The sequence below is a fragment of the Aeromonas sp. FDAARGOS 1402 genome (assembly GCF_019046925.1).
Classification (GTDB): Bacteria; Pseudomonadota; Gammaproteobacteria; order Enterobacterales; family Aeromonadaceae; genus Aeromonas; species Aeromonas caviae.
On record NZ_CP077201.1, the window covers coordinates 3,199,695 to 3,222,306 of the forward strand.

The window sequence follows — 22,612 nt, forward strand, 5'->3', positions numbered from 1 at the left end:
TCAGCCCCTGGTCGGGGCGGCGCTCCTCTGGGGGCGATAGCTGCGATGCCAGAGGGTGACAAAGATCATGAGGTAGCAGGCCCAGGTCAGCAACTGCAGGCCGGCCGGTGAGGCGTTGTAGCCAAACAGGGCGCGCAGGAAGGTGCCGAATACCCCCTGATCGTCGAGGATGTGGCTGATGTTGAAGACCGGCGTGGTCCAGAAGGTGATGACGTCCGCTGCCTGCAACATGTTGACGGCGGACGAGAGCAAGCCTGCGGCGATGATGATGATGAGCAGGCCGGTCCAGCGGAAGAAGGGGGCCAGCGCCACCTTGCGGGTGGAGCGCAGCAGCCCCCACACCAGCACCACAGAGACCAGCAGCCCCGCCAGCGCCCCCATCAGCCCCTGGTGCAGATCCACCCCTTGCCCGGAGTAGACCAGGGCCGAGAAGAAGAGCACGGTTTCAAAGCCTTCGCGCATCACCGCCAGAAAGGCGAGCAGCACCAGACCAAACAGGTTGCCACCGTCGATGGCGGCATCGATGCGCGCCGTCATGGCCCCCACCTGGGATTTGGCCTGTTTTTGCATCCAGATAGCCATATAGGTGAGCACCAGGGTGGCAAAAATCAGGATCCCCGCCATCAGCAAATGGTTGTAGCGCTCGCTCTCGAACTGGCTCACCACCACCTGGAACAGGAAGGCGATGACAAGGGAGGCGACAAGACCGAGGCCCACCCCCAGATAGATGAACTTGTTGTAGCGGCTCGCCCCCAGCTTGGCGAGGTAGGAGAGGCAGATGCCGACCAGCAGGAAGGCTTCCAGCCCCTCGCGCAGGGTAATGAGAAAACTTGCGAACATCAGGATTGAGGCTCCGTATCGGGCGTGAGGGGGAGGGGCTGCAGGGTCAGTTGCAGCCGATTGAGTTGCACTATGGGTGGCTCCGGCAAGCTCGGCTCGGCGGCGCGCACCGCATCATTGACCCACTTGGGGTAGGTGCGGAAATTGAGTCTGATATCGGCCTTGAAGGGCCCCCGGGCATCCGCCGGCAGCGGCCAGGCTTCGTCGCGCCAGCCATCGGCCGGAATGCGGGTATCTTCCAAGAGCTTGGCGTAGCGCCAGAACTTGAGCCCCACCGGCTTGCCCTCGGCATCACCGAACACTTTTCTGAACAGTCTCGCATTCTCAGGGACAGCACCATCCACCGGCTGGCCGCTGGCAAGCACCACCTTGCCGTTGGCGTCGGTGACGGTCAGCTCCAGCCAGAGTTCACGAAAATCGGCCACCCCGGTGGGCAGGGCATGGCCCGCGCCGGTATTGGCGACTCTAACCACCAGCGCGGGTTGGCCACTCTGGTTTTCAATGCGGGCCGAGAGGGTGGCGCTGGAGCGCAAGAGCGCCAGGCTCTCCTGCTCGAGGGTTGCACTTCTCAGCCCCACTAGCTGATGCTGGGCGCCGGTAAAGTTGTGGCGATAGAGCCGCTCTTTCACGGTGCCGTTTTCGGTGGACTGGCCCGCCACCGGCGCGCCGCCGTTGCCCGGCTCCGGATTCATGTGGCAGTCGATGCAGGTGCGCCGTTTGGCAGGATCTTCGGCTTTGGCGAAGCTGGATTTTTCCCACTCATCCCAGGTGTTGACGATATTGGCGCCGGTGCCGGGGGCGAACTCGTTGTGGCACGACTTGCACAGGGCCGCGTCCCGGTAGAAATCCTTCTGGTAGGAGGCCTTGTGCATGGCGGGGCGGGCGTTGATCTGCCGCTCTGCCAGCCAGTGCTGGAGGCTGCCCCCCGGGGCATCCTCGAACACATAGCTCTCGCGGTCTTTCAAATTGACCGTAAAGGCGCTGTTGCCGCCGGCATCCTCGAGCTTGGTGATGCGATGACAGAGCACACAGCCAGTCCCTTCCTCAACCACAGGTTCGCCCGCCTTGTGGGCGGCAATGAGCGAGGCTCCGCCCTGCTCGAACATGTGGGAGCCCTTGGGCAGATCAGTCTGGCCGTTCATCACCTGCTGGGGCATGTGACAGCCCTGGCACCACTGGCCGAAGGCTTCGCCCTCGGTTTCGCGGGCCAGTGCCTGCACCACCTTGTAGTAGGGGTGGGAGTTGCCCATCAGCCGGTGGTTGCTCTCGCTCCAGTCCTGGAACGCCTGTTGGTGGCAGTTCTGGCAGGAGGCGGAGTTGAGCCACTCCTTGGGATGAGTGGTCGGCGCCTTGGCAGGATCCCTGCGCGGGGCATCGAGCCGCAGCCAGTTGGCCAGATAGGGGAGGTTGCCGTCACTGGTCACGAAGGCGTGCAGATCCTCCATCATCGCCTGCACCTCGGGCTGGGGCCTCGCGGGGTCAACCGCTTCGGCCCCATCGCGGGTGTCATGACCCATGCCGCCCTGGGTCTGCTGGGTCATGCGCAGGTATTCGCCGATAAAGTCCCCCGCCACCATGTTGGCGAGGTTGGCGTGGCCGTTGATGGCGTTGTCACCGCTCTGCTGGCGATGGGCCGCCATCAGATAGCGGTTGGTGAAGTTGAACCCGTCCAGATGGCAGGAGTTGCAGCTCATCCAGTTGTCCCCCGCCATGGGGAAGCGGCTATTGGCGGCAGTATTACCCAGGTTGAACAATCGTTCACCGCGCTTGAGGGCTTTGGGGCGGGGATCGGTCTCTACCAGTTTGGCGAAGTGGGGCACATCGACGGTGACCCGGGCAAACGGGCCGCTGCCGCCGCTATTGAGGCGGGTGAGATCCTGCCCCATGACGTTGTGGATCAGGATGTGGTCGCCATCGATCAGCAGATCGCGCGGATTCTGGCCCGGCAGGTGACGCACGAGCTGGGTCGCCTTGGCGCCCCCCTGAAACTTCTTGCGGCGGTGGCGGTTGCTGTTCTGCTTGCCGCTGCGCGACAGGTCGAACACCAGCAAGTCTTCGGAACCCGCCAGGGTCAGGTAGACCCGCTTGCCATCGGCGGCGAAGCGTGCCGCGAACGGGTTGGAGACGATCTGGCTGCGGTTGCCGACACTGGGCAGGTTGATCTGCAAGAAGAGCTGTTTTCTTTCATCGACCCGCTCCTTCTCTTCATCGAGATCGATGATGGAGACGGCCGGGAAGACGGTGCTCTGAAACTGGAAGGGGTGATCGAAACTCCAGAGCACGTGGGGCAGCCAGGCCTCGCTGCCATCGGGGGAGAGGGCGATGCCGTCCAGCAGGCGCGGCAATCCCTGGGAGTCGCTCGGGGTATCGCTGTGGGTCTCGGCCAGGGTAATGAGCTTGGGCTTGGGAAGCGAAGATCCCTTGGCGCCGTGGCCAAGCTTGGCGAGATCATAGATGGCGAGCTGGCCTGTCATGGCGTGGGTGAGCAGCAGGCGATCGTCGTTGGTCAATGCCAGCCCGCGGGGAGTCTCGGCGGTTTTTGCATCCAGTTGGAGGTTGCCCGCCCTGTCATAAGCCTGCAGGCGAGCTGATTCGAACAGCGTGACCCAGAACCAGCGCCGCTTGGGATCGAAGATGACGCCGTAGGGTCTATGGCCGGTGGGGATCGCTTTTTCCTGCTCGAGATCATCATCCAAGAGCAGCAGGCGATCGCCGCTGTAATCGGTGACTAGCAGGGTGCCGTCATCGGCGCGGGCCAGCTGGCGCAGATCGCCACCTAGTTGTGCCTCTTTGAGTCGCTTGCCGCTATCGCGCTCAAGCAGGGTGATCGAGCCGGCACTCTGGTTGGCGGTGACGAGGCGCGGGGCGCTCCCCTCGTCATAGGCAATCATGGCGGCGCCCATCTCCCGGGCCGAGGCGGTCCCCAGCAACAGGGCGGCCAACATCAGGGATAACAACAACTTCAACATAAGATCAGGTGCGCCATGTCAGAATGGTCCAGCGCCAGGCGTGGCGCAGCACCAGGGGCGTCAACGCGAGGGCGCTCAGCCAGTGGGCCCAGCTGGCAAGGTTGCCGAGGTTGTCCCCCGGGGTGCCGTGCAGCACCAGCACCACTCCGCTTGCCAGACAGACCAGCAGCAAGGCTTCGATGATGCGCCCCGTGGTGCGCAGAAAAGGCTTGCGGCTCTTGCGCAGCAGGCTGCGATGGGAGAGCCAGAAGGCGCCAAACAGCAAGGGGAACAGGGTGAGCGAGAGGGCGACGTGCAAAAACAGGTTCCAGCGCGCCAGGGACCAGGTCGGCGTCAGGGGTTCCCACAGCAGCAGACCGGAGAAAAACATCAGATAAAGGGCACCCTCGGCCGCCTGATGGTGATAGGCCAGCCATTGCCAGCATTGTCGTGGTGAGAGGGAAAGACTCGTCATGGGTGCTCCAGCTCCCGGGCGGTTCAGCCCGGGGCGAGCAAGTTTACAATGCAGTAAGGGTAATGAAAAGAGTTATCAATTCGGCTCTTGATGAATAGACCCTGAATGGCGCCGGGCCCTATTTGTGCTCCGCCAGCCGCTCGGTCACCGCATAGATAAGTGCCGCGGTGGAGAAGGCGAGGAAGACGATGACCGACCACTTCATCTCGATCTCGTTGCCGGTGCCGTCGTCGAGGAAGGCTTTGAGCACCTCGATGCCGGCGATGGTCACCAGAGAGTTGATGACGATGAGCTTGAGGGACGCGAAGTTGATCTTGCTGAGCCAGTTGTCGCCGAGGGCCGCTCGCTGCTCCGGGGTCTTGATGAACTGCACGTAGCCGCAGATGGCCACCAGGATCAGCATCTGGGCGACCAGCACGAAGTCCACCAGGGTGAGTACCCCCGTGATGAGATCCAGATAGTGGATGTCGATGATGTCGCGGCACAGCACATAGAGCTGCATGGCGAACTTCACCATCAGGAGGGCGACACAGATAAGGATGCAGACATAGAAGGGGAACATCATCAACCGGCTGCCGTTGAGCATGACGTTGAAGCGGCGCATGGGAAACTCCATCGAAAAGGAAGGCAGCCAGAATATCCGGAAAGAAAGGAGCGGGAAAGCGCCTTGGCGCCTCCCGCCCGGCCTAGAGGGGGAAGGTGGGAAGGCCCTGGAACAACTGCTGCAACCCCTCGCCCCAGGCCTTTCGCAGCGCCACGAAATGGGGGTTCTGTTCGGTGATGCGGTGCTGGTTCGTCGCCGAGAAGCTGCCCTCGTGATAGACCAGGGCATCCAGAGGCAAGCCCACCGACAGATTGCTGCGCAGGGTCGAGTCGATGGAGATGAGGGCGCACTGCAGGGCGGTCTGAAGCGGCGTCTCATGGTGAATGATGCGATCGATGATGGGTTTGCCGTACTTGCTCTCACCAATCTGGAAGTAGGGGGTGTCGGCGCTCGCCTCGATGAAGTTGCCCTCCGGATAGATGTGGAACAGGCGGTGGCGCTCCCCCCGGATCTGCCCCCCCAGCAGGATGTTGCAGCCGAAGTTGATATGGCCCTGCTGCTGACCCCCATCCCGGCTGATGACGGTGCGTATGGTCTGGCCGATGAGGGCGGCAGCCTCGTAGAGGCTGGGGAGGGCAAGGAGCTCCTGCCCCTCCGTCAGCAGGCTGATGACGCTCTGGGTGGTGGCCAGATTGCCCGCGCTTTGCAGCACTATCACCCTGTCCTCCCGGGTGAAGAGGTGCAATTTGCGGAAGGTGGCGATGTGATCCACCCCCGCATTGGTGCGCGAATCGGACGCAAACACCATGCCGTCTTGCAGGCACATGGCGACGCAATAGGTCATGACCGCACTCCCGCCAGGACTCTCCCGGTCTTCATTGCTGTTGTCCATCCAGGCGGGTCACCTGTGCCTGGCTCTGCAACTGTTCGCACCCGCCGCCATAGCGCACGCCGCGCACCGGACAGGCATCCAGATAATCCATGCCGACCGCGAGCTTGAGGTGCTCGCTGGTGGAGCTGGTGAGGTTGGTGACGTCGAACGTGTGCCAGCGCTCCTCGATCCACACCTCGGCCCAGGCGTGCATCGCCACGTGGCTGTTGTCCTGGCTGTAAAGGTAACCGCTCACGTACCGGGCCGGCAGGCCGGCGTGGCGGCAGCAGGTCAGGAAGACATGGGTGTGGTCCTGACAGACGCCACTGCCCGAAGCAAGTGCCTCGTCGGCGCTGAAGGTGGCATCCGTGCTGCCGGGCTGATAGGGCATCAGCACCAGGATGCGTGCCATCAGGCTCTGCAAGTCGGCCAGGGTCGGCTCCTCTGGCAGGCAGGCCTTCGCGAGATCCTGCAGGGCGGGGGTCGGGCGGGTGAGGGGGGTGGGCCTCAGGTAGCTCAGGGGAGAGATGAGGGAGGACTCCTCATCTTCCGGGGCGTCGTCGCAGATCTCCACCTCCCCGTGGGCGCGGATCAGGATCCCCTCGTGGGGGGACTCCAGGCTCAGCACGTGCAGTATGTTGCCGTAACCGTCCGTGGTGCAGGTGGCCTCCCCCGGCAGCTCCAGCTCCCAGGAGAGGATCTGCTGGCGGGCCGTGCTGTGGGGGGTCAGACGCAGGTACTGGGTGCTGCGGCGCACCACGTCGGCATAGTGGTAGCGGGTCTGGTGATCGATGATGAGTCTCATAATACCTCCAGGTAGGCGGCGTGGATGCTCTGGCCGATGGCGCCGATGTCGCTGAGGAAATCACTCAGGTACTCCTGCATGCCGAGGGCAAAGACATCGTCGATGGCGCCATAGGTCAGATGGGCGTTGAGTATGGTGGTCAGGCGCCGGGGCGTCTGGCCGGCGTTGCCCTCGATCTGGGCAAGGATCAGCTCCATCTCGTCGAGGCAGGCCCGCAGGGAGCGCGGCACTTCATTGCGCAGGATCAGCAGCTCGGCGATGGAGGCATGGGAGAGCGTCTTGTAGAGGGTCTGGTGGGCCTCGTAAGCGCCCACTGACCGCAACAGGGCGTTCCAGCGGTAGAACTCGCGCACGCTGTCCTCGTCCTCCCGGATCACCTGATACTTCACGGTCAGGATGCGCGCCGTGTTGTCGGCCCGCTCGATGAAGGTACCAAGGCGCAGGAACCAGAGCACGTCACCGCGCATGATGGTGCCATAGGTGGCGCCGCGAAACTGGTGGGAGCGCTCCTTGATCCAGTCGAAGAACTCCTGGGCCTGGCCGCTGGAGAGCCCCGCCTGGCGGCGCCGGCGGATCTCTATCCAGGCGGCGTTGATGCTCTCCCACACCTCACCGGGGATCTTGCCCCGCACGGCGTGGGCGTTGTCCCTGGCCATGCGCAGACAACTGAAGATGCTGCTCGGGTTCTCCTCGTCGAAGCAGAAAAATTGCAGCAGGTTCTCCATGTTCACCTGGCCGTAGCGGGCCAGGAAGGGCTCATGGGTGCCGCTGATGGTGAGAGGCGCCACCAGCTCGCTGTGATCGGCGTCGATGGAGGGCATCAGCGACATGGTCTGGGTGACGTCCAGCATGCGTGCCGTGTTCTCCGCCCGCTCCAGGTGGCGGGACATCCAGTAAAGTTCGCTTGCGGTGCGGCTCAGCATGGGCTGCCCTCCATGACCCAGGTGTCCTTGGTGCCACCGCCCTGGGAGGAGTTGACCACCAGGGAGCCTTCGGTGAGGGCGACCCGGGTCAGGCCGCCCGGTACCAGGCGCAGCTCCTGCCCCGTGAGAACGAAGGGGCGCAGATCGATGTGGCGGGGGGCGATACCGGCATCGACGAAGGTCGGGCAGGTGGAGAGGGAGAGGGTCGGCTGGGCGATGTAGTTGTCCGGCCGCGCCTTGAGCAGCTCGCGAAAACGGGCCAGCTCCTCGCGACTGGCGCAGGGGCCGATAAGCATGCCGTAGCCGCCGGCGCCATGGACCTCCTTGACCACCAGCTCCTCCAGATTGGCCAGCACGTGGGAGAGGGCAGCCGGCTCGCGGCACTGCCAGGTGGGCACGTTGTTGAGAATGGGATCTTCCCCCAGATAGAAGCGGATCATCTCCGGCACATAGGGGTAGATGGACTTGTCATCCGCCACCCCGGTGCCGATGGCATTGGCCAGCACCACGCCGCCGGCGCGGTAGACCGAGAGCAGCCCGGGCACGCCGATGAGGGAGTCCGGGTTGAAGGCGAGGGGATCGAGGAAGTCGTCGTCGATGCGGCGATAGATGACATCCACCCTTTTCAGCCCCGTGGTGGTGCGCATCAGCACCTGACCATCCTTGACCACCAGATCCGCGCTCTCCACCAGCTCCACCCCCATCTGCTGGGCGAGGAAGCTGTGCTCGAAGTAGGCGCTGTTGAAGCGTCCCGGGGTCATCACCACCACGCAGGGGTTGTCGACCGGGCTGCTCTCGCGCAGGGTCTGCAGCAACAGGGCCGGGTAGCGCTCCACCGGGGCGATGGGCTGGTTGTGAAACAGCTCCGGGAAGAGGCGCATCATCATCTTGCGGTTCTCCAGCATGTAGGAGACCCCGGAGGGGGTGCGCAGGTTGTCCTCCAGCACATAGTACTCACCGTCGTGGTTGCGGATGATGTCGACCCCGGTGATGTGGACATAGGTGTCCCGGTGCAGGTCGACCCCCTGCATGCAGGGCTGGTACTGGGCATTGGTGAGGATCTGGGCGGCCGGGATCACCCCCGCCTTCAGGATGCGCTGATCGTGATAGATGTCGTGCAGAAAGGCATTGAGGGCGGTGACGCGCTGGCGGATCCCCTTGTCCAGATGTTGCCACTCCCGGGCGGGAATGATGCGGGGAATGCTGTCGAACGGGATGAGGCGCTCGGCGCCGTCCCCATCCCCGTAGACGTTGAAGGTGATGCCGACCCGGCGAAACAGCAGGTCGGCCTCTTCACGCTTGAGTTCTATGCTCTTCTCGTCGGTCTGGTGCAGCCACGAGAGGTAGGCGTGGTAATGATCGCGAAACTGGTTGTCGGTGAGCAGCATCTCGTCGTAACAACCGGGTCCGGGGGGCTTGATGGGTAGCATAGGCAACTCCTTGTGACGTCCCTGCGTACATCACAAAGTGCAAGGGCTGTGCCAGCCAATTGAGTCGCTATGAAGGCCAGTGTCAGTAATTTTTCATTGAAAAATCATATGGATGACTTTTATGTCATCACGGGGCAAGGCAGGGCGCACCAGAGTGGTACCCCATAGAGGGTAAGCCTGCGCCATCTTGTGGCAACAGGCCATGAGGGCAAGGGACGGGCGCATCGGGATGCGGGGGCGGAAGGCGAACGCCCTTGCCCCGAGGTGGGGCAGGGGGATAAGAAAGAACCCGACCGATGGCCGGGCTTGGGGGGATTCAGGCACCGGGAGTGGAGGGGCGGCCTGCTGGCCCCAACGTTCAACCTTCTGGCAGGGGATCATGCAGGGACGGGGCCAGGGCAAACCAGGCTGAAGCCAGGTCCGGGCTGCCCAGCGGCGTCGCGGCCATGAGGTCACGAACGTCAAACTCGTTTCTGGCAGGGGATCATGCAGGGACGGGGCCAGGGCAAACCAGGCTGAAGCCAGGTCCGGGCTGCCCAGCGGCGTCGCGGCCATGAGGTCACGAACGTCAAACTCGTTTCTGGCAGGGGATCATGCAGGGACGGGGCCAGGGCAAACCAGGCTGAAGCCAGGTCCGGGCTGCCCAGCGGCGTCGCGGCCATGAGGTCACGAACGTCAAACTCGTCCGGCACGCTGGCGGCGTGATGTTCCCAGACATGATCCAGCGTGGCTTCCTGCCGTGCGGGCAGGGCGGCAATCTCGGCGGGGCTGCACAGTCCGTGGTGCAGGAGCTGGGGAGCATAATCGAGCATGAGCTGCTCCCGGCAGGCCGTGCGGATGTCGTCCCTGCTCCCCAGGTGACGCAAGGCTTCCAGGTTGCCAGCAAGCCAGCCGAGGTCGTGCCAGGCGGCCAGTTTGTCCGTCGCGTCGGCCAGTTGCTGATTCATCTGTCGGCGCATCCGCAGCAGCAGTTGGCCCAGGGGTGTGTCGTCATCCAGGGATTCATCAGGCCAGGCCAGAATATCCTTCGCCACCTTCATCAGGACGGGCATGCTGTCTCCCTCGGCGGTGCCGACCAGATCGCACAGTTGCAGGGTAGGAGCGATGCGATTTCGCAGGAATTTTCCCTGGGCACCACACCGCTGCATGCAATGTTGCAGAGAGGTTCGCATCAGTTCGACGGCGACGGCCTTGACCAGGCCTGCGTCGGTCTGAAAGCGGGAGGAGTGCCGTCCATCCGGCAAATGTCGTTGCTTTATCCCTTCGTACAGCGCCATGGCGGCCAGCCCCGTCACATAGGCACGAGTCAGTATCCGGCGGTGCAGGGCATGGTGCGCCAGCGGTATGACCCGCCCGTTGTGGGCGTGCAGCGTTCGTTGCTGCGCGTAATGAATGGCCAGCGCGAGGCTCAGTTTCAAGCCGGGGATCAGGGAGGCGGTCAGTACCAGTTTTCCCCACTCAACACGGCGCAGGGAGCTGAAGAAAATGTCGCGTTGGCTGGCAAGACGAGAGTGAAAGATGCCCCCTGCACTGATGTCGTGCTCATGACCCCTGAGCCATGCCCAGCGGGGGAGTGTTACCTGCTCGAAGGTGATGATGGCGTGATCCACCACGTCGAAGTAGGGGAGGTCGAGCACGTCCGGGCTGGAGACGCTGACCCCCTGATACAGTGCTCCACGGGCGTCCCGGCAGGGCACCAGAAAGGGATGAATGCCACAGTCTTGCTCGCCGACCCACAATCTGGCCATTACCACGCTGCTCTTGGGTTGCCCTTCCAGGGCGATGTAGGGCATGAACTTGGCGGCATGCCGATGGGGCGTATGGAGGATAAAACCGTCAGTGGCACAGTCGTAGCGGACATCGGTTGCCATGCTCATGGCATTGTTGCCACAACCGAGCTCGGTGACCAGATAGAGCCCATGAGTGCGCAAGGCCAGAGCCTCCTCAATCTGGCCGATGATCTCCGGATGGTGCCGATCCCCCAGCTCCAGCAGCGTGCCGAGATAGAGATTGTAATGACTGGCCAGCAAGGGGCAGAGCCCCCCTTGCCGGGTCAGGCAGGGAGACTCCATCAGGGTGAGGAGGGGGGCCAGGTCGTCAACGATATCCTCTTGCCCGAGTGCAGCCGTGCTGGCGACAGTGTGGAAAATCCGGTAGATGGCCCGGGTCCGTTGTGCCTTCTCGAGTTGATGGAGATCGGGGAACAGGGTGTCGTTGAGTGCCAGAGCATGCAGGCGACTGGCCAGTGAAGCAGAGTGTGACATGATGGCTCCTTGACTAGATAGATCCAAATGGTCCTTTTCGAATCAATCATAGTCTTTGGGATCTCTGTGACACCCTGGAGACGCGCCTAGGGACGAGTAAGGGGCGTCATCGAAGGCCATGGGGAATCAGGAAAGCAAGCAGGTGACGGTTTGGCGCGCCATCGGGCAGGGGGGCCGTGGACAGGCGCGGAAGAGCAGATATGAAAAAGCCCAGCCAAAAGGCTGGGCTTTAAAATGTGGCTCCCTCGACAGGACTTGAACCTGTGACATACGGATTAACAGTCCGCCGTTCTACCGACTGAACTACGAGGGAATTGGCTCCTCCTACTGGACTTGAACCAGTGACATACGGATTAACAGTCCGCCGTTCTACCGACTGAACTAAGGAGGAATGGCCTGTCTCGTCGAGACGGGGCGGATATTAATGGCCCATCTCCCGGGTGTCAACCCGCCTGTCGGCGTAAAAAATGGTTTTTTGGCCCGTTTGCCCAAAACTTGGGCAGTGCGGACTATTTTCAGCACAATCAGGAGCTTGAGATCGCGCCTTTGGCCGGGTTGTGCCTGCCTTGTCCCCTGATTCCCGCATGCTGCCAGGAGGAGGCGTGATGTCGTTTACCCGCAGAGTACAGTGCCCGGGGAAACCTGTCGTGGCGGGAAACGGCGTTGATATTTGGGGTGTCACCGACAATATTGCGCGCTCATGGCCATTTCTTGATCCTGCCCATCGAATTATCTGGCCGGGTCGGGTATGGTTGCCTTCGATACCATCGCCGCGTCGACAGCTCTGCCGGCCCTTGATGATGATCGGGTGCCGGTTCACCCCGGCCTTTGTCTCCCTCTTCTGGTATTACCCTAGACATGCACAATCAAGCTTCCTTACAAGGCGTGAAGCTGGCCATCGCATTGCGCCAATCCTGCATTGACGAACCCTACAGCGTGGCGCGCTTTGGCCGCGACCTCATCGCCGGCATCACGGTCGGCATCATCGCCATTCCCCTTGCCATGGCGCTGGCCATCGCCAGTGGGGTGCCGCCCCAGCACGGGCTTTATACCGCCATCATCGCCGGCATCGTCATCGCCGTGACCGGGGGATCCCGCTTCTCCATTTCGGGCCCCACTGCCGCCTTCGTGGTGATCCTCTACCCGGTGGCCCAGCAATTTGGCGTGGGCGGCCTGTTGATGGCCACCCTGATCTCGGGCTGTTTCCTGGTGGCCATGGGCATGGCGCGTCTCGGGCGCCTCATCGAGTACATTCCCCCCTCGGTGACCCTGGGGTTCACCGGTGGTATCGCCATCGTCATCGCCACCCTGCAGATCAAGGATTTCTTCGGCCTGCAGGTCCTGGAGATGCCGGAAACCTATCTGGGCAAGGTACAGGCGCTGGCCCATGCCTTGCCAAGCTGGCAATGGGGAGACACCCTGGTGGGTGTGGCAACCCTGGCGGTGTTGCTGCTCTGGCCGAGATTGCGCCTGCCGGTACCCGGCCATCTGCCCGCCGTGCTGGTGGGGGTGGGGCTCGGGTTTGGTCTGCACCAGTTCGGGGTGGACGTCGCCACCATTGGCAGCAAGTTCAGCTATACCTTGGCCGACGGCAGTCAGGGCATGGGCATTCCCCCCATCGCCCCGACCCTGGTGATGCCCTGGGCGCTGCCGGGGCCGGACGGGGCGCCGGTGGAGTGGAACCTCGCCGCCATCGAGCGGCTGCTGCCCGCCGCCTTCTCCATGGCCATGCTGGGGGCCATCGAATCCCTGCTCTGTGCCGTGGTGCTCGATGGTATGACGGGTCGCAAGCACAGCTCCAACGGCGAGCTGGTGGGGCAGGGCCTTGGCAACATCCTGGCTCCCTTCTTCGGTGGCATCACGGCGACGGCCGCCATCGCGCGCTCCGCCGCCAACGTGCGGGCCGGTGCCACCTCGCCCATTTCCGGTATTGTCCATGCGCTGGTGGTGCTGGCTGCCATCCTGGTGCTGGCTCCCTGGCTCTCCTGGTTGCCGCTCTCTGCCATGGCCGCCCTGTTGCTGCTGGTGGCCTGGAACATGAGCGAGGCCCACAAGGTGGTGGATCTGGTGCGCCGGGCGCCCAAATCCGATGTACTGGTGCTGCTGGTCTGCCTGTCGCTGACCGTCATCTTCGACATGGTCATCGCCATCACCTTCGGGGTGATCCTGGCCTCTTTGCTGTTCATGCGCGAGATAGCCAAGATGACCAGGCTGCACAACCTGGCGGATCACAAACGCTATGCCAGCGAGGTGTCCCCCTCGACCCTTATCTACAAGATCAACGGGCCACTGTTCTTTGCCGCCGCCGAGCGGGTCTTTGACGAGTTGCTTGCCCAGGTGAAGGACCACAAGGAGTTGATCCTGCAAATGGAGGCGGTATCCATCCTGGATGCTGGCGGTCTCACCGCCTTCCAGCAGTTCGCAAAACGCATGGCCAAGGCGGGGGTCCGTCTCAAGGTGGCTGAATTGCAATTCCAGCCCCTCAAGACCCTGGCGCGGGCCAAGGTGCGTCCGGTGCCGGGAGAGCTGGAGTTCTACGGTTCGCTGGAAGAGGCGATTCGAGGAGAACATTTGCACGAAGAGGTTGAAAATTGATGGAAAGGGATAGGAAATGGCATATTTTTAGTCACTTGGTTCGCTTATTGAGCAAACAGTGGCAAAAGATAAAAAATTGCATTGACCGCCTCGCGCCTATCCCTTACATTACGCCCCGTTCCAGCGCAACGGCGCAGCGAATTCGTGTTGGCTGAACACGTTAAAGCACAGACCAAAATTGGGTGCGGTGTCCGAGTGGCTGCCCACCGACGAAGTCGGCAAGATGCACGTTTACGTGCTCCGAAAGCCACTTCAAAGAAGTAAAAATTTGGTGAGGTGTCCGAGTGGCTGAAGGAGCACGCCTGGAAAGTGTGTATACGGCAACGTATCGAGGGTTCGAATCCCTCCCTCACCGCCAAATTGCAAAAAACCGACCTCATGGTCGGTTTTTTGCTTTGGGGAAGTGTCATCAGCTCATCTCGAAGAGGGGGGTGAGAACCCTCGCCGGGTTCGAGCAGAGCAGCTTGCTGCGATGAACGGCCACAGGCCGCCCCGAAGGGGTGAGCCACGCAGTGGCGAATCATCCCTCCCTCACCGCCAAATAAAACAAAAGGCCCCGTCGAAAGACGGGGCCTTTTGTTTATCAAGGGCTGGTTTGACACTTCTCTGTGGCCGGTCTCAGACCGCTTGCTCAGGCCAGCTTCAACATCGGCATCTGTTCGCGTTTGTCACAGTGCGTCAGATGGACCCGGCTGGTCAGGCGGGTCAGCAGCTCGTAGGGGATGGTGCCTATCTTTTCGGCCACCTGTTCCACCGGCAACCCTTCCCCCCACAGCGTCACCTCGTCTCCCACCTTGTCGCTGGCCGCCGGCCCCAGATCGACGGTGATCATGTCCATGGAAACCCGACCCACGATGGGCACCCGGCGGCCATTGATCAGCATGGGGGTACCTTCGGGCGCCATGCGGGGGTAACCATCGCCATATCCCGCGCCCACCACGCCGAGGGTAGTATTTCGATCCGCCACCCAGTGTCCTCCATAGCCGACCGCCTCGCCCTGCTGGCAGGCGCGGGTGGCGATGAGCTGGCTCTTGAGATTCATGACCGGGCGCAGGTCATGGTCGGCGGCAAGCTGACCGGTAAACGGGGAGGCGCCGTAGAGCATGAGGCCGGGTCGGATCCAGTCGCTGCGCGATGCCGGCCAGGCGAGGATGCCGGCGGAGTTGGCCATGGCCCGCTCGCCCGGCAGATGAGCAGAGAGGCGGTTGAATTCCTCGATCTGCAGCCGGGTGGCCTGGGTATCCTGCTCATCGGACTGGCTGAAGTGCGTCATCAGATGGAACGGCTGCACCACGTTGCGACAATGGCTCAGCCGCTCGATGAAGGCGGGCAGCTCCAGGGTGCGCAGCCCGAGCCGGTTCATTCCGGTATCGAGCTTGAGCCACACCTTGATGGGGGCGGGCAGACTGGCCTGCTCGAGCAGTGCCAGCTGTTCCCAGGTATGCAAGGTGGTTTGCAGTTCGTGTTTCGCCAGCAGCGGCAGCGCCTCGGCACTGAAGAAGCCTCCCAGCACCAGAATGGGCTTGGTGATGGCGTTGGCACGCAGCACCAGCGCCTCCTCGACCCTTGCCACCGCATAGGCATCGGCCTGGGCGAGGGCGTGGGCCACCTGCAGCAGCCCATGGCCATAGGCATTGGCCTTGAGTACCGCGATGATCTTGCTGTGGGGGGCATGGCGGCGCACCACGGTGAAATTGTGCTGGAGTGCATCGATATCGATGCTGGCCGTAACTGTGTTCATCATGGGTCGGGTGTCTGCTCGATGAGTAGTTGGCTGATGGTTTCAATCCCGATCCGGTGATCCTGGCTGCCGGGACGAGCAAACGGGGGTCACTGAATCATGTTTTTTATATGCTTTAAAATGTAAAAAGATGTTATCAGTTGTTTTTTCGTTGGTAAATTATGTGGCGAATAGGAATGCGTAAATGCGCAAAATACGGAATATTCCTCGGTATAAATTTCCCTGCCAACGCTTTCTCTGGCTCCCTATCGGGCAATATTTATCACTGGTTTTTCCCCTTAAAACGGGAGGGGGATCGAGCCGTTTTCGCACATTGTTGGCGGTTTTTCGCACCGGCTGCGTGCAGGTGGGGTTGCCGACCCCTGGCCAAGGTGCGGGGAGGGGCAGGTGCATGGCAGAGGAGAAAAGCAGGCTACCAGCTCCATGGGGGGTGAAGGTGGAACTGCCGGATTAAAGAGGGCATCTCGTCGAACCGGCGAGTGGTGTACGCCACCAAGAAAGCTTGTGGCCGGCTTGGTGGCGCACGCGGCCGGAGAGACAGGTCATCAGTGGCCAGGGATGATGAAGCATGGATGTGGGCCGGTTAATTAATCAAGCGGCGAAGATCAGCCTTGAACAGCAGGGCGGGTTATTTCTTAAAAGCTGATAATAAATATCGTTTGCGCGTTCATTTTGGTTGGTGACATATAGTTTAATAAAATTTAAAGGTATATATTTTTAGCTACTTTTGACGCGAAAAAAAGCCTGTAACTGGTAGCATAAATATTGGATCAAATAGTGTGACAACGCTTTCATTCTGATTATTTAACATCACGAACTAACGGGTAATTTAAATGAATTAAATTCAATAACACGCAAAAATACCCCCTAGTGGGTATTTTGGTAGCCCACACTATGCTTTCTAAGTCTATGCTATATATGGAGTTTTTAAATTCATGATGATGAGTTTTCTATTTGAATAATGTTCCGTCACTTGATGGAGATCAACATAAAGGGGGAAGGGGAGGCATAGCATTCCCGCAATTAAGCATTTGTCAAACAATGCTCACTGACGGGAATAAGAAGAATGGTCGAGGATACTTTTTTATCGGCTCATGGAATTAATCGCCGTGACTTTATGAAATTGTGCGCCGGGATGGCCGCAACCCTTGGATTAAGCCAACACGCCGTCGCCAAGATGGCCACCGCGCTCACCAGCCCCGAGCGGCCACCGGTGATCTGGATAGGGGCGCAGGAGTGTACCGGTTGCACCGAATCGCTGCTGCGCGCCACCCACCCCACCATCGAGAACCTGATCCTCAACACCATTTCGCTGGAGTACCACGAGGTGCTCTCGGCGGCCTTCGGTCATCAGGCAGAAGAGAACAAGCACAACGCCATGGAACGTTACAAGGGCAAGTATGTGCTGGTGGTGGATGGCTCCATCCCGCTTAAAGATGGGGGCATCTACTGCATGGTGGCTGGAGAACCCATCGTCGACCATATTCGCCGCGCTGCCAGTGATGCCGCCGCCGTCATCGCCATCGGCTCCTGCGCCGCCTGGGGCGGGGTGCCCGCCAGCGGCGGCAACCCGACCGGTGCCGTCAGCCTGGAGGAGGCCCTCGGCAACCTCGGCACGCCGATTATCAATATCCCGGGCTGTCCGCCCAACCCCCACAACTTCCTCACCACGGTCGCCTACTACATCACCTACGGCAAGCTGCCGGCGCTCGATGCTAAGAAGCGGCCGCGGTTTGCCTATGAACGGCTCATCCACGAAAACTGCGAGCGCCGTCCGCACTTCGACGCCGGTCGCTTCGCCAAGGAGTTCGGCGACGAGGGCCACCGTCAGGGCTGGTGTCTCTATCACCTGGGCTGCAAGGGGCCGGAGACCTACGGCAACTGCTCGACCCTGGAGTTCTGCGACGTGGGCGGCGGCATCTGGCCGGTGGGCATTGGCCACCCCTGCTATGGCTGCAACGAGCAGGGAGTGGGGTTCAGCAAGGGGATCTTCCAGCTCGCCAAGGTGGAGAATCCCACCCCGCGGGTGAACAAGCCCGACGTGGCCATCCAGGAGGGAGGACACATGTCGCCCACCGCCACCGGCCTTATCGGTGGGGCGCTCGGGGTGCTGGTCGGGGTGAGTCTGATGACGGTGCGCGAGCTCGGTCGCCAGCAGAAGCGCCATGAGGCCGGGCAGCACACCTCACGGGAGGAGTGACCGTGAACAGACGAAATTTTCTCAAATTCGCCTCCGTCGGTGCGCTGGCGGCGGGCACCACCGTCTCCGGCACTGCCCTGGCGGCGGCCGAGAACAAGCCGCCGATCCCCGGGTCGCTCGGTATGTTATATGACTCCACCCTCTGCATCGGCTGTCAGGCCTGTGTGGCGGAGTGCCAGCGCCTCAACGGCAACCCGGCCAATCCGGCCGGGGAAGCAACCTGGTCCAACAACGACAAGCTGAGCCCCTACACCAACAACATCATTCAGGTGTGGAAGAACGGCACGGGTGAGCACAAGGATCAGCTGGTGGATGGCTACGCCTACATCAAGAAGCAGTGCATGCACTGCGTCGATCCCAACTGTGTTTCCGTCTGCCCGGTGCAGGCGCTGACCAAGGATCCCAAGACAGGCATCGTCCATTACGACCCGGACGTCTGCACCGGCTGCCGCTACTGCATGGTGGGCTGCCCGTTCGACGTGCCCAAATATGACTACGACAACCCGTTCGGGGCGATCCACAAGTGCGAGCTCTGCAACCAGAAGGGGCTTGAGCGCATCGATCAGGGCAAGTTGCCCGGTTGTGTCGAGGTGTGCCCCACCGGCGCCGTCATCTTCGGCACCCGCGAGGCGCTGATGGCAGAAGCCAGGCGTCGCCTGCTGGCCACCCCGGGCAGCGAATATGCCTACCCGCGCCAGACCTTCAGCGCCAACGATCCCTACCTGCATGAAGTGCCCAACTACCAGCCTTACGTCTATGGCGAGAAGGAGGGGGGCGGCACCCAGGTGCTGGTGCTGGCCGGGGTGCCCTATACCAAGCTCGACATGCCCGATCTGCCGGAGCTCTCCTCCGGTGCCCGCTCCGAGCACATCCAGCACACCCTCTACAAGGGGATGGTGCTGCCGCTGGTGGTGCTGACCGGGCTCTCGGTACTCATTCGCCGCAATGCCAAGCAGCATGGCGGGGGAGAGGGGGATGATGCCAGCCATGGTCAGAGCAAGGGTCATGACCAGAATACGGGAGGCAAGGACCATGAGTAATCACAAGGCACATCCGCTGGGGGGCAGGCTGGTCAGTTGGCCGGTCATGGTGCTGGCGCCGTTTGTCATCCTGTGCGGCATGCTTATTCTCAAGCGCCTCTTCTTCGGGCTGGGTTCTGTCACCGATCTGAACGGGGGTTATCCCTGGGGTCTCTGGATCTCCTTTGACCTCTTGATCGGCACCGGTTTCGCCTGTGGTGGCTGGGCGCTGGCCTGGGCGGTCTACGTCTTCAACCGGGGCGAGTATCACCCCCTGGTAAGGCCGGCCCTGCTGGCGAGCCTGTTCGGCTACTCGCTGGGCGGTCTCTCCATCACCATCGATGTTGGCCGTTACTGGAACCTGCCCTATTTCTACCTGCCCGGTCACTTCAACACCTCTTCGGTGCTGTTCGAGACGGCGGTCTGCATGACCATCTACATCGGGGTGATGGCGCTGGAGTTTGCCCCCGTGCTCCTGGAGAAGTTCGGCTGGAAGACCTCCATGGCACGGCTCAACAAGATCATGTTCTTCATCCTGGCGCTGGGGGCCCTGTTGCCCACCATGCACCAATCCTCCATGGGGTCACTGATGATAGTGGCGGGGGAGAAGATCCATCCGCTCTGGCAAAGCTACGAGCTGCTGCCGGTCTTTTCGCTTCTGACCGCCTTCATCATGGGCTTCTCCATCGTGGTGTTTGAAGGATCTTTGGTGCAGGCCGGACTGGCGGGGCGGGGGCCCAACGAGAAGTCGCTCTTCTACAAGCTGACCCAGGTAATCGACATCTTCCTGATCCTGTTCGTGGCGCTGCGCTTTGCCGAGATCGTCATCAACGACAAGTCGGAGTACCTCTCCCAGTGGAATCGCTACGCCTTGATGTTCTGGAGCGAGATCGCGCTGATGATCTTCCCGCTGCTGGTGTTCCACTGGGACAAGAGCCGCCGGGATTCGCGCATGTTGTTCCTGGGGGCCCTCAGCATGCTGCTGGGCGCCGCCCTCTGGCGACTGGACTACTCCCTGCTCGCCTTCAACCCCGGCAATGGCTACCACTACTTCCCCTCTGCGGCGGAAGTGCTGATCTCCCTGGGCTTCGTCGCCATCGAGGTGTGTGCCTATTTGCTGCTGATCCGGCTCTTGCCGGTACTGCCATCACTTGAACGTGTTCACCAAGATTATCAGGCCCGAGGGAAAGCCAACGTATGAGCCAACGTATCACCATAGACCCCATCACCCGCATCGAGGGTCACCTGCGTATCGACTGTGAAATCGAAGGCGGCGTCGTCACCAAGGCCTGGTCGTCCGGCACCATGTGGCGCGGGATGGAGGAGATCGTCAAGGGCAACGACCCGCGCGATGCCTGGATGATAGTGCAGCGCATCTGCGGGGTGTGCACCTCCATTCACGCCATCGCCTCGGTGCGGGCGGTGGAGAATGCGATCGGCGCCAAGGTGCCGGTCAATGCCCAGTACATCCGCAACCTCATCATCGCGGCCCATAACATCCACGATCACATCGTCCACTTCTATCAGCTCTCCGCGCTGGACTGGGTGGACATCACCGCCGCACTGCAGGCCGAACCGCAAAAAGCGGCGGACATGCTCAAGGGGGTATCGACCTGGTCCCTCAACAGCGCCGAGGAGCTCGCCAAGGTGCAGGAGAAGATCCGCGCCCTGGTGGCGAGCGGCCAGCTCGGCATCTTTGCCAACGGCTACTGGGGCCACAAGGCGATGAAACTGAGCCCGGAGGTGAACCTCATCGCCGTGGCCCACTATCTGCAGGCACTGGAGTGCCAGCGCGATGCCAACCGCATCGTCGCCATCCTCGGCGGCAAGACCCCCCACATCCAGAACCTGGCGGTGGGCGGCGTGGCCAACCCCATCAACCTGGATGCACCGAGCGTGCTGAACCTCGAGCGGCTGCTCTACGTGAAGAGCTTTATCGACCGGCTCGGCGAGTTCATCGAGCAGGTCTACAAGGTGGATGCCGCCATCATCGCCGCCCACTACCCCGAGTGGCTGAACCTGGGGCAGGGGGCCAGGCACTACCTGAGCGTGCCGGAGCTGCCCACCGACGGTAACGGCGGCAGCTTCCTGATGCCGGGCGGCTACATCGAGAATGGCGATCTAGCCGGCTATCGCCCCATCGAGAGCCATCAGGATGCGTGGCTGATGGATGGCATTGCCGAGAGCAACAAGCACGCCTGGTACAAGGATGACGCCCCCCTCAAGCCATGGGAGGGCAAGACTGAGCCCGACTACACCGGCTGGCAGGATGACGGCAAGTACTCCTGGGTCAAATCCCCCACCTTCTACGGCAAGGTGGTGGAGGTGGGGCCCCTCGCAGACCTTCTGGTGAAACTGGCCGCCAAGCACCCGGAGACGGTGGCACACTTCGACCAGCTGAACGGCATCTATAAAGCGCTGACCGGCTCTGCCATCAAGACTGAACAGCTGCACTCCACCCTGGGCCGCATCATCGGTCGCGCGGTGCGCTGCTGCGTGCTCAAAGACACCCTGTCTCACCAGTGGCAGGCGCTGGTCGACAACATCGGCAAGGGGGATTTCAGCGCCTACATCAAGACCGAGATCCCGGCGGACAAGGAGTTTCGCGGGGTGGGCTTTGAAGAGGCGCCGCGGGGCATGCTCTCCCACTGGGTAGTCATCAAGGGCGGCAAGATAGAGAACTATCAGGCGGTGGTGCCATCGACCTGGAACTCGGGCCCGCGCAACTTCAACGACGAGCCCGGCCCCTACGAGCAGTCCCTGGTGGGCACCCCGGTAGCCGATCCCGCTAAGCCGCTGGAAGTAGTGCGCACCATCCACTCGTTCGATCCCTGCATGTCCTGCGCGGTGCACGTAGTGGATACCCAGAGCGGTGAAACGACTCAGGTGAAGGTGCTGTGATGAACACCCTGATCCTGGGCGTGGGCAACCTGCTGTTGAGTGACGAGGCGGTGGGCGTGCGCATCGTCGAGGGGCTGGAGCGCGACTACCGCTTCGCCCCCGGCATCGAGCTGCTCGATGGCGGCACCGCCGGCATGGAGCTGCTCGAAGCGATGGCCAGTCGCGACCACATCATACTGGCGGACGCGGTGCGCAGCGGCAATCCGCCGGGTACCGTGGTGACCCTGAAGGATGAAGAGATCCCGACCCTGTTTGGCCGCAAGATCTCCCCCCATCAGCTGGGGCTGGCGGACGTGCTCTCGGCGCTGTACATGACGGGGGAATCCCCCAGGCGGCTCACCCTGATCGGGGTCGAACCCGAATCCCTCGAGCCCCGCATCGGCCTCACTCCCGTAGTGGCGACGGCGTTGGGGGAGGCGACGGATCGGATCCTGACCCTGCTGGCCAGTGTCGGTGCCCCAGCCATCCCGCTCTCTGAGCAGGAGAAGGCTGAGCGAGCGCGGGAGGGCCTATGGCGCAATCCATTGTGAATGAGGCAGTGAACGAAGCCGCGAAAGAGCCGGCGCAGGAGTTTGCCGGTTTTGCAAGCGATCCCGCGCCTCTGCTGGTAGCCCAGTACGAGCGGATCGCTCGCGAAGAGATGCAGGCGTTGCCCTTCTATCACGCCACCATGCCCATCGTGGCCGAGTGCACGTTGTTTGAAGGTCAGTGGCTTGGCTGCGTGCTCACCCCCTGGATGCTGAGCGTGGTGGTGCTGCCGGGGCCGGATCAGCTCTGGCCGGAGCGCAGCAGTAGCGAACGCCTCGCCCTGCTGCTCCCCTGCGGCAACCTGACCTTTATGGTGGGGGCATTGCCCGAGACGGGGCAACTGCTGGCCTGCTCGCTCATGTCCCCCATCGACCCGCATCTGGGGGCCGACGAGGGGCGCACGCTGGTGAGCAGCACCCTCAAAATGTTGCTTTCGCTTCCGGTGCAGCAGGGGGAGGGCGGCGTGGATCTGGGGCGCCGACGACTGTTCGGGGGACGAAAGTCCTGAGACCAAGGCGTGCCGACAAC

Annotated in this window: 17 protein-coding genes, 3 tRNA genes and 1 other RNA gene; 9 read left to right on the plus strand and 12 right to left on the minus strand. The window is 62.0% G+C overall.

Annotation, left to right across the window (positions count from 1 at the left end; genetic code table 11):
• The 11 genes from I6L32_RS15310 to I6L32_RS15360 all read right to left on the minus strand — a co-directional run bounded on the left by I6L32_RS15310 (position 1) and on the right by I6L32_RS15360 (position 11,491).
• The gene (locus tag I6L32_RS15310; RefSeq protein ID WP_216944118.1) at positions 1-840 is read right to left on the minus strand and encodes an FTR1 family protein; all 840 of its coding nucleotides are present in this window, start codon (positions 838-840) and stop codon (positions 1-3) included.
• Entirely contained in the window at positions 840-3,809 is a 2,970-nt protein-coding gene (locus I6L32_RS15315; RefSeq protein WP_216944120.1) for a YncE family protein, read from the minus strand. The genes I6L32_RS15310 and I6L32_RS15315 overlap by 1 nt, the downstream gene beginning before the upstream one ends.
• Positions 3,810-3,813: 4 nt before the next feature.
• Positions 3,814-4,263, minus strand: a complete 450-nt coding sequence (locus I6L32_RS15320; RefSeq protein WP_216944121.1) for a hypothetical protein — start codon at positions 4,261-4,263, stop codon at positions 3,814-3,816.
• A 118-nt stretch (positions 4,264-4,381) separates the two neighbouring features.
• A complete protein-coding gene (locus I6L32_RS15325; protein WP_010674393.1) occupies positions 4,382-4,867 on the minus strand; it encodes a YqhA family protein in 486 nt (161 codons plus the stop codon).
• Positions 4,868-4,949: 82 nt separating this feature from the next.
• Entirely contained in the window at positions 4,950-5,699 is a 750-nt protein-coding gene (locus I6L32_RS15330; RefSeq protein WP_234935924.1) for a peptidase, read from the minus strand.
• Entirely contained in the window at positions 5,683-6,483 is an 801-nt protein-coding gene (locus tag I6L32_RS15335) for a transglutaminase family protein (protein ID WP_010674395.1), read from the minus strand. Before I6L32_RS15335 ends, I6L32_RS15330 begins: the two co-directional genes overlap by 17 nt.
• Positions 6,480-7,406 carry an alpha-E domain-containing protein gene (locus I6L32_RS15340; RefSeq protein WP_010674396.1) on the minus strand — a complete coding sequence of 309 codons (927 nt, stop codon included), beginning with the start codon at positions 7,404-7,406 and terminating at the stop codon, positions 6,480-6,482. The genes I6L32_RS15335 and I6L32_RS15340 overlap by 4 nt, the downstream gene beginning before the upstream one ends.
• Complete coding sequence (locus tag I6L32_RS15345; protein ID WP_216944122.1) at positions 7,400-8,836, minus strand: circularly permuted type 2 ATP-grasp protein; 1,437 nt, start codon at positions 8,834-8,836, stop codon at positions 7,400-7,402. The genes I6L32_RS15340 and I6L32_RS15345 overlap by 7 nt, the downstream gene beginning before the upstream one ends.
• Before the next feature lie 461 nt (positions 8,837-9,297).
• Positions 9,298-11,100, minus strand: coding sequence for a hypothetical protein (locus I6L32_RS15350; RefSeq protein ID WP_216944123.1), 1,803 nt, complete (start codon positions 11,098-11,100; stop codon positions 9,298-9,300).
• Between the two features lie 237 nt (positions 11,101-11,337).
• A tRNA-Asn gene (locus tag I6L32_RS15355) sits at positions 11,338-11,413 on the minus strand.
• 2 nt (positions 11,414-11,415) lie between these two features.
• Positions 11,416-11,491 (minus strand) — tRNA-Asn (locus I6L32_RS15360).
• A gap of 467 nt (positions 11,492-11,958) precedes the next feature.
• Between I6L32_RS15360 and dauA the strand changes: the two genes are divergently transcribed.
• The 3 genes from dauA to I6L32_RS15375 all read left to right on the plus strand — a co-directional run bounded on the left by dauA (position 11,959) and on the right by I6L32_RS15375 (position 14,235).
• Positions 11,959-13,695, plus strand: coding sequence for a C4-dicarboxylic acid transporter DauA (dauA, locus tag I6L32_RS15365; protein ID WP_216944124.1), 1,737 nt, complete (start codon positions 11,959-11,961; stop codon positions 13,693-13,695).
• A gap of 270 nt (positions 13,696-13,965) precedes the next feature.
• A tRNA-Ser gene (locus tag I6L32_RS15370) sits at positions 13,966-14,053 on the plus strand.
• Positions 14,054-14,105: 52 nt separating this feature from the next.
• Positions 14,106-14,235, plus strand: a non-coding RNA gene (locus tag I6L32_RS15375) — RtT sRNA.
• A gap of 91 nt (positions 14,236-14,326) precedes the next feature.
• Here the strand turns inward: I6L32_RS15375 and alr are convergent.
• Positions 14,327-15,439, minus strand: a complete 1,113-nt coding sequence (alr, locus tag I6L32_RS15380; RefSeq protein WP_216944125.1) for an alanine racemase — start codon at positions 15,437-15,439, stop codon at positions 14,327-14,329.
• 1,063 nt (positions 15,440-16,502) lie between these two features.
• Here alr and hybO point away from each other — a divergent pair.
• Genes hybO through hybE form a run of 6 tightly spaced genes read left to right on the plus strand, consistent with a single transcriptional unit; the run spans position 16,503 to position 22,592 of the window.
• Positions 16,503-17,636: a hydrogenase 2 small subunit gene (gene hybO, locus I6L32_RS15385; RefSeq protein ID WP_216944127.1), complete on the plus strand. Its 1,134-nt coding sequence runs from the start codon at positions 16,503-16,505 to the stop codon at positions 17,634-17,636.
• 2 nt (positions 17,637-17,638) lie between these two features.
• On the plus strand, positions 17,639-18,676 hold the full coding sequence (gene hybA / locus I6L32_RS15390; RefSeq protein WP_216944128.1) for a hydrogenase 2 operon protein HybA: 1,038 nt from the start codon (positions 17,639-17,641) through the stop codon (positions 18,674-18,676).
• A complete protein-coding gene (gene hybB, locus I6L32_RS15395) occupies positions 18,669-19,856 on the plus strand; it encodes a Ni/Fe-hydrogenase cytochrome b subunit (protein WP_069784815.1) in 1,188 nt (395 codons plus the stop codon). The genes hybA and hybB overlap by 8 nt, the downstream gene beginning before the upstream one ends.
• Positions 19,853-21,556, plus strand: coding sequence for a hydrogenase 2 large subunit (hybC, locus tag I6L32_RS15400; RefSeq protein WP_069784816.1), 1,704 nt, complete (start codon positions 19,853-19,855; stop codon positions 21,554-21,556). The genes hybB and hybC overlap by 4 nt, the downstream gene beginning before the upstream one ends.
• Positions 21,556-22,086 carry a HyaD/HybD family hydrogenase maturation endopeptidase gene (locus I6L32_RS15405; RefSeq protein ID WP_069784817.1) on the plus strand — a complete coding sequence of 177 codons (531 nt, stop codon included), beginning with the start codon at positions 21,556-21,558 and terminating at the stop codon, positions 22,084-22,086. Before hybC ends, I6L32_RS15405 begins: the two co-directional genes overlap by 1 nt.
• On the plus strand, positions 22,068-22,592 hold the full coding sequence (gene hybE, locus I6L32_RS15410) for a hydrogenase-2 assembly chaperone (RefSeq protein WP_069784818.1): 525 nt from the start codon (positions 22,068-22,070) through the stop codon (positions 22,590-22,592). Before I6L32_RS15405 ends, hybE begins: the two co-directional genes overlap by 19 nt.
• Positions 22,593-22,612 lie beyond the last annotated feature (20 nt).

What these genes read in the sequence shown, in the direction of transcription:
- I6L32_RS15310 (WP_216944118.1), bottom strand. Translation starts at nt 840, where the DNA reads ATGTTCGCAAGTTTTCTCATTACCCTGCGCGAGGGGCTGGAAGCCTTC.
- I6L32_RS15315 (WP_216944120.1), bottom strand. Translation starts at nt 3,809, where the DNA reads ATGTTGAAGTTGTTGTTATCCCTGATGTTGGCCGCCCTGTTGCTGGGG.
- I6L32_RS15320 (WP_216944121.1), bottom strand. Translation starts at nt 4,263, where the DNA reads ATGACGAGTCTTTCCCTCTCACCACGACAATGCTGGCAATGGCTGGCC.
- I6L32_RS15325 (WP_010674393.1), bottom strand. Translation starts at nt 4,867, where the DNA reads ATGCGCCGCTTCAACGTCATGCTCAACGGCAGCCGGTTGATGATGTTC.
- I6L32_RS15330 (WP_234935924.1), bottom strand. Translation starts at nt 5,699, where the DNA reads ATGGACAACAGCAATGAAGACCGGGAGAGTCCTGGCGGGAGTGCGGTC.
- I6L32_RS15335 (WP_010674395.1), bottom strand. Translation starts at nt 6,483, where the DNA reads ATGAGACTCATCATCGATCACCAGACCCGCTACCACTATGCCGACGTG.
- I6L32_RS15340 (WP_010674396.1), bottom strand. Translation starts at nt 7,406, where the DNA reads ATGCTGAGCCGCACCGCAAGCGAACTTTACTGGATGTCCCGCCACCTG.
- I6L32_RS15345 (WP_216944122.1), bottom strand. Translation starts at nt 8,836, where the DNA reads ATGCTACCCATCAAGCCCCCCGGACCCGGTTGTTACGACGAGATGCTG.
- I6L32_RS15350 (WP_216944123.1), bottom strand. Translation starts at nt 11,100, where the DNA reads ATGTCACACTCTGCTTCACTGGCCAGTCGCCTGCATGCTCTGGCACTC.
- dauA (WP_216944124.1), top strand. Translation starts at nt 11,959, where the DNA reads ATGCACAATCAAGCTTCCTTACAAGGCGTGAAGCTGGCCATCGCATTG.
- alr (WP_216944125.1), bottom strand. Translation starts at nt 15,439, where the DNA reads ATGATGAACACAGTTACGGCCAGCATCGATATCGATGCACTCCAGCAC.
- hybO (WP_216944127.1), top strand. Translation starts at nt 16,503, where the DNA reads ATGGTCGAGGATACTTTTTTATCGGCTCATGGAATTAATCGCCGTGAC.
- hybB (WP_069784815.1), top strand. Translation starts at nt 18,669, where the DNA reads ATGAGTAATCACAAGGCACATCCGCTGGGGGGCAGGCTGGTCAGTTGG.
- hybC (WP_069784816.1), top strand. Translation starts at nt 19,853, where the DNA reads ATGAGCCAACGTATCACCATAGACCCCATCACCCGCATCGAGGGTCAC.
- I6L32_RS15405 (WP_069784817.1), top strand. Translation starts at nt 21,556, where the DNA reads ATGAACACCCTGATCCTGGGCGTGGGCAACCTGCTGTTGAGTGACGAG.
- hybE (WP_069784818.1), top strand. Translation starts at nt 22,068, where the DNA reads ATGGCGCAATCCATTGTGAATGAGGCAGTGAACGAAGCCGCGAAAGAG.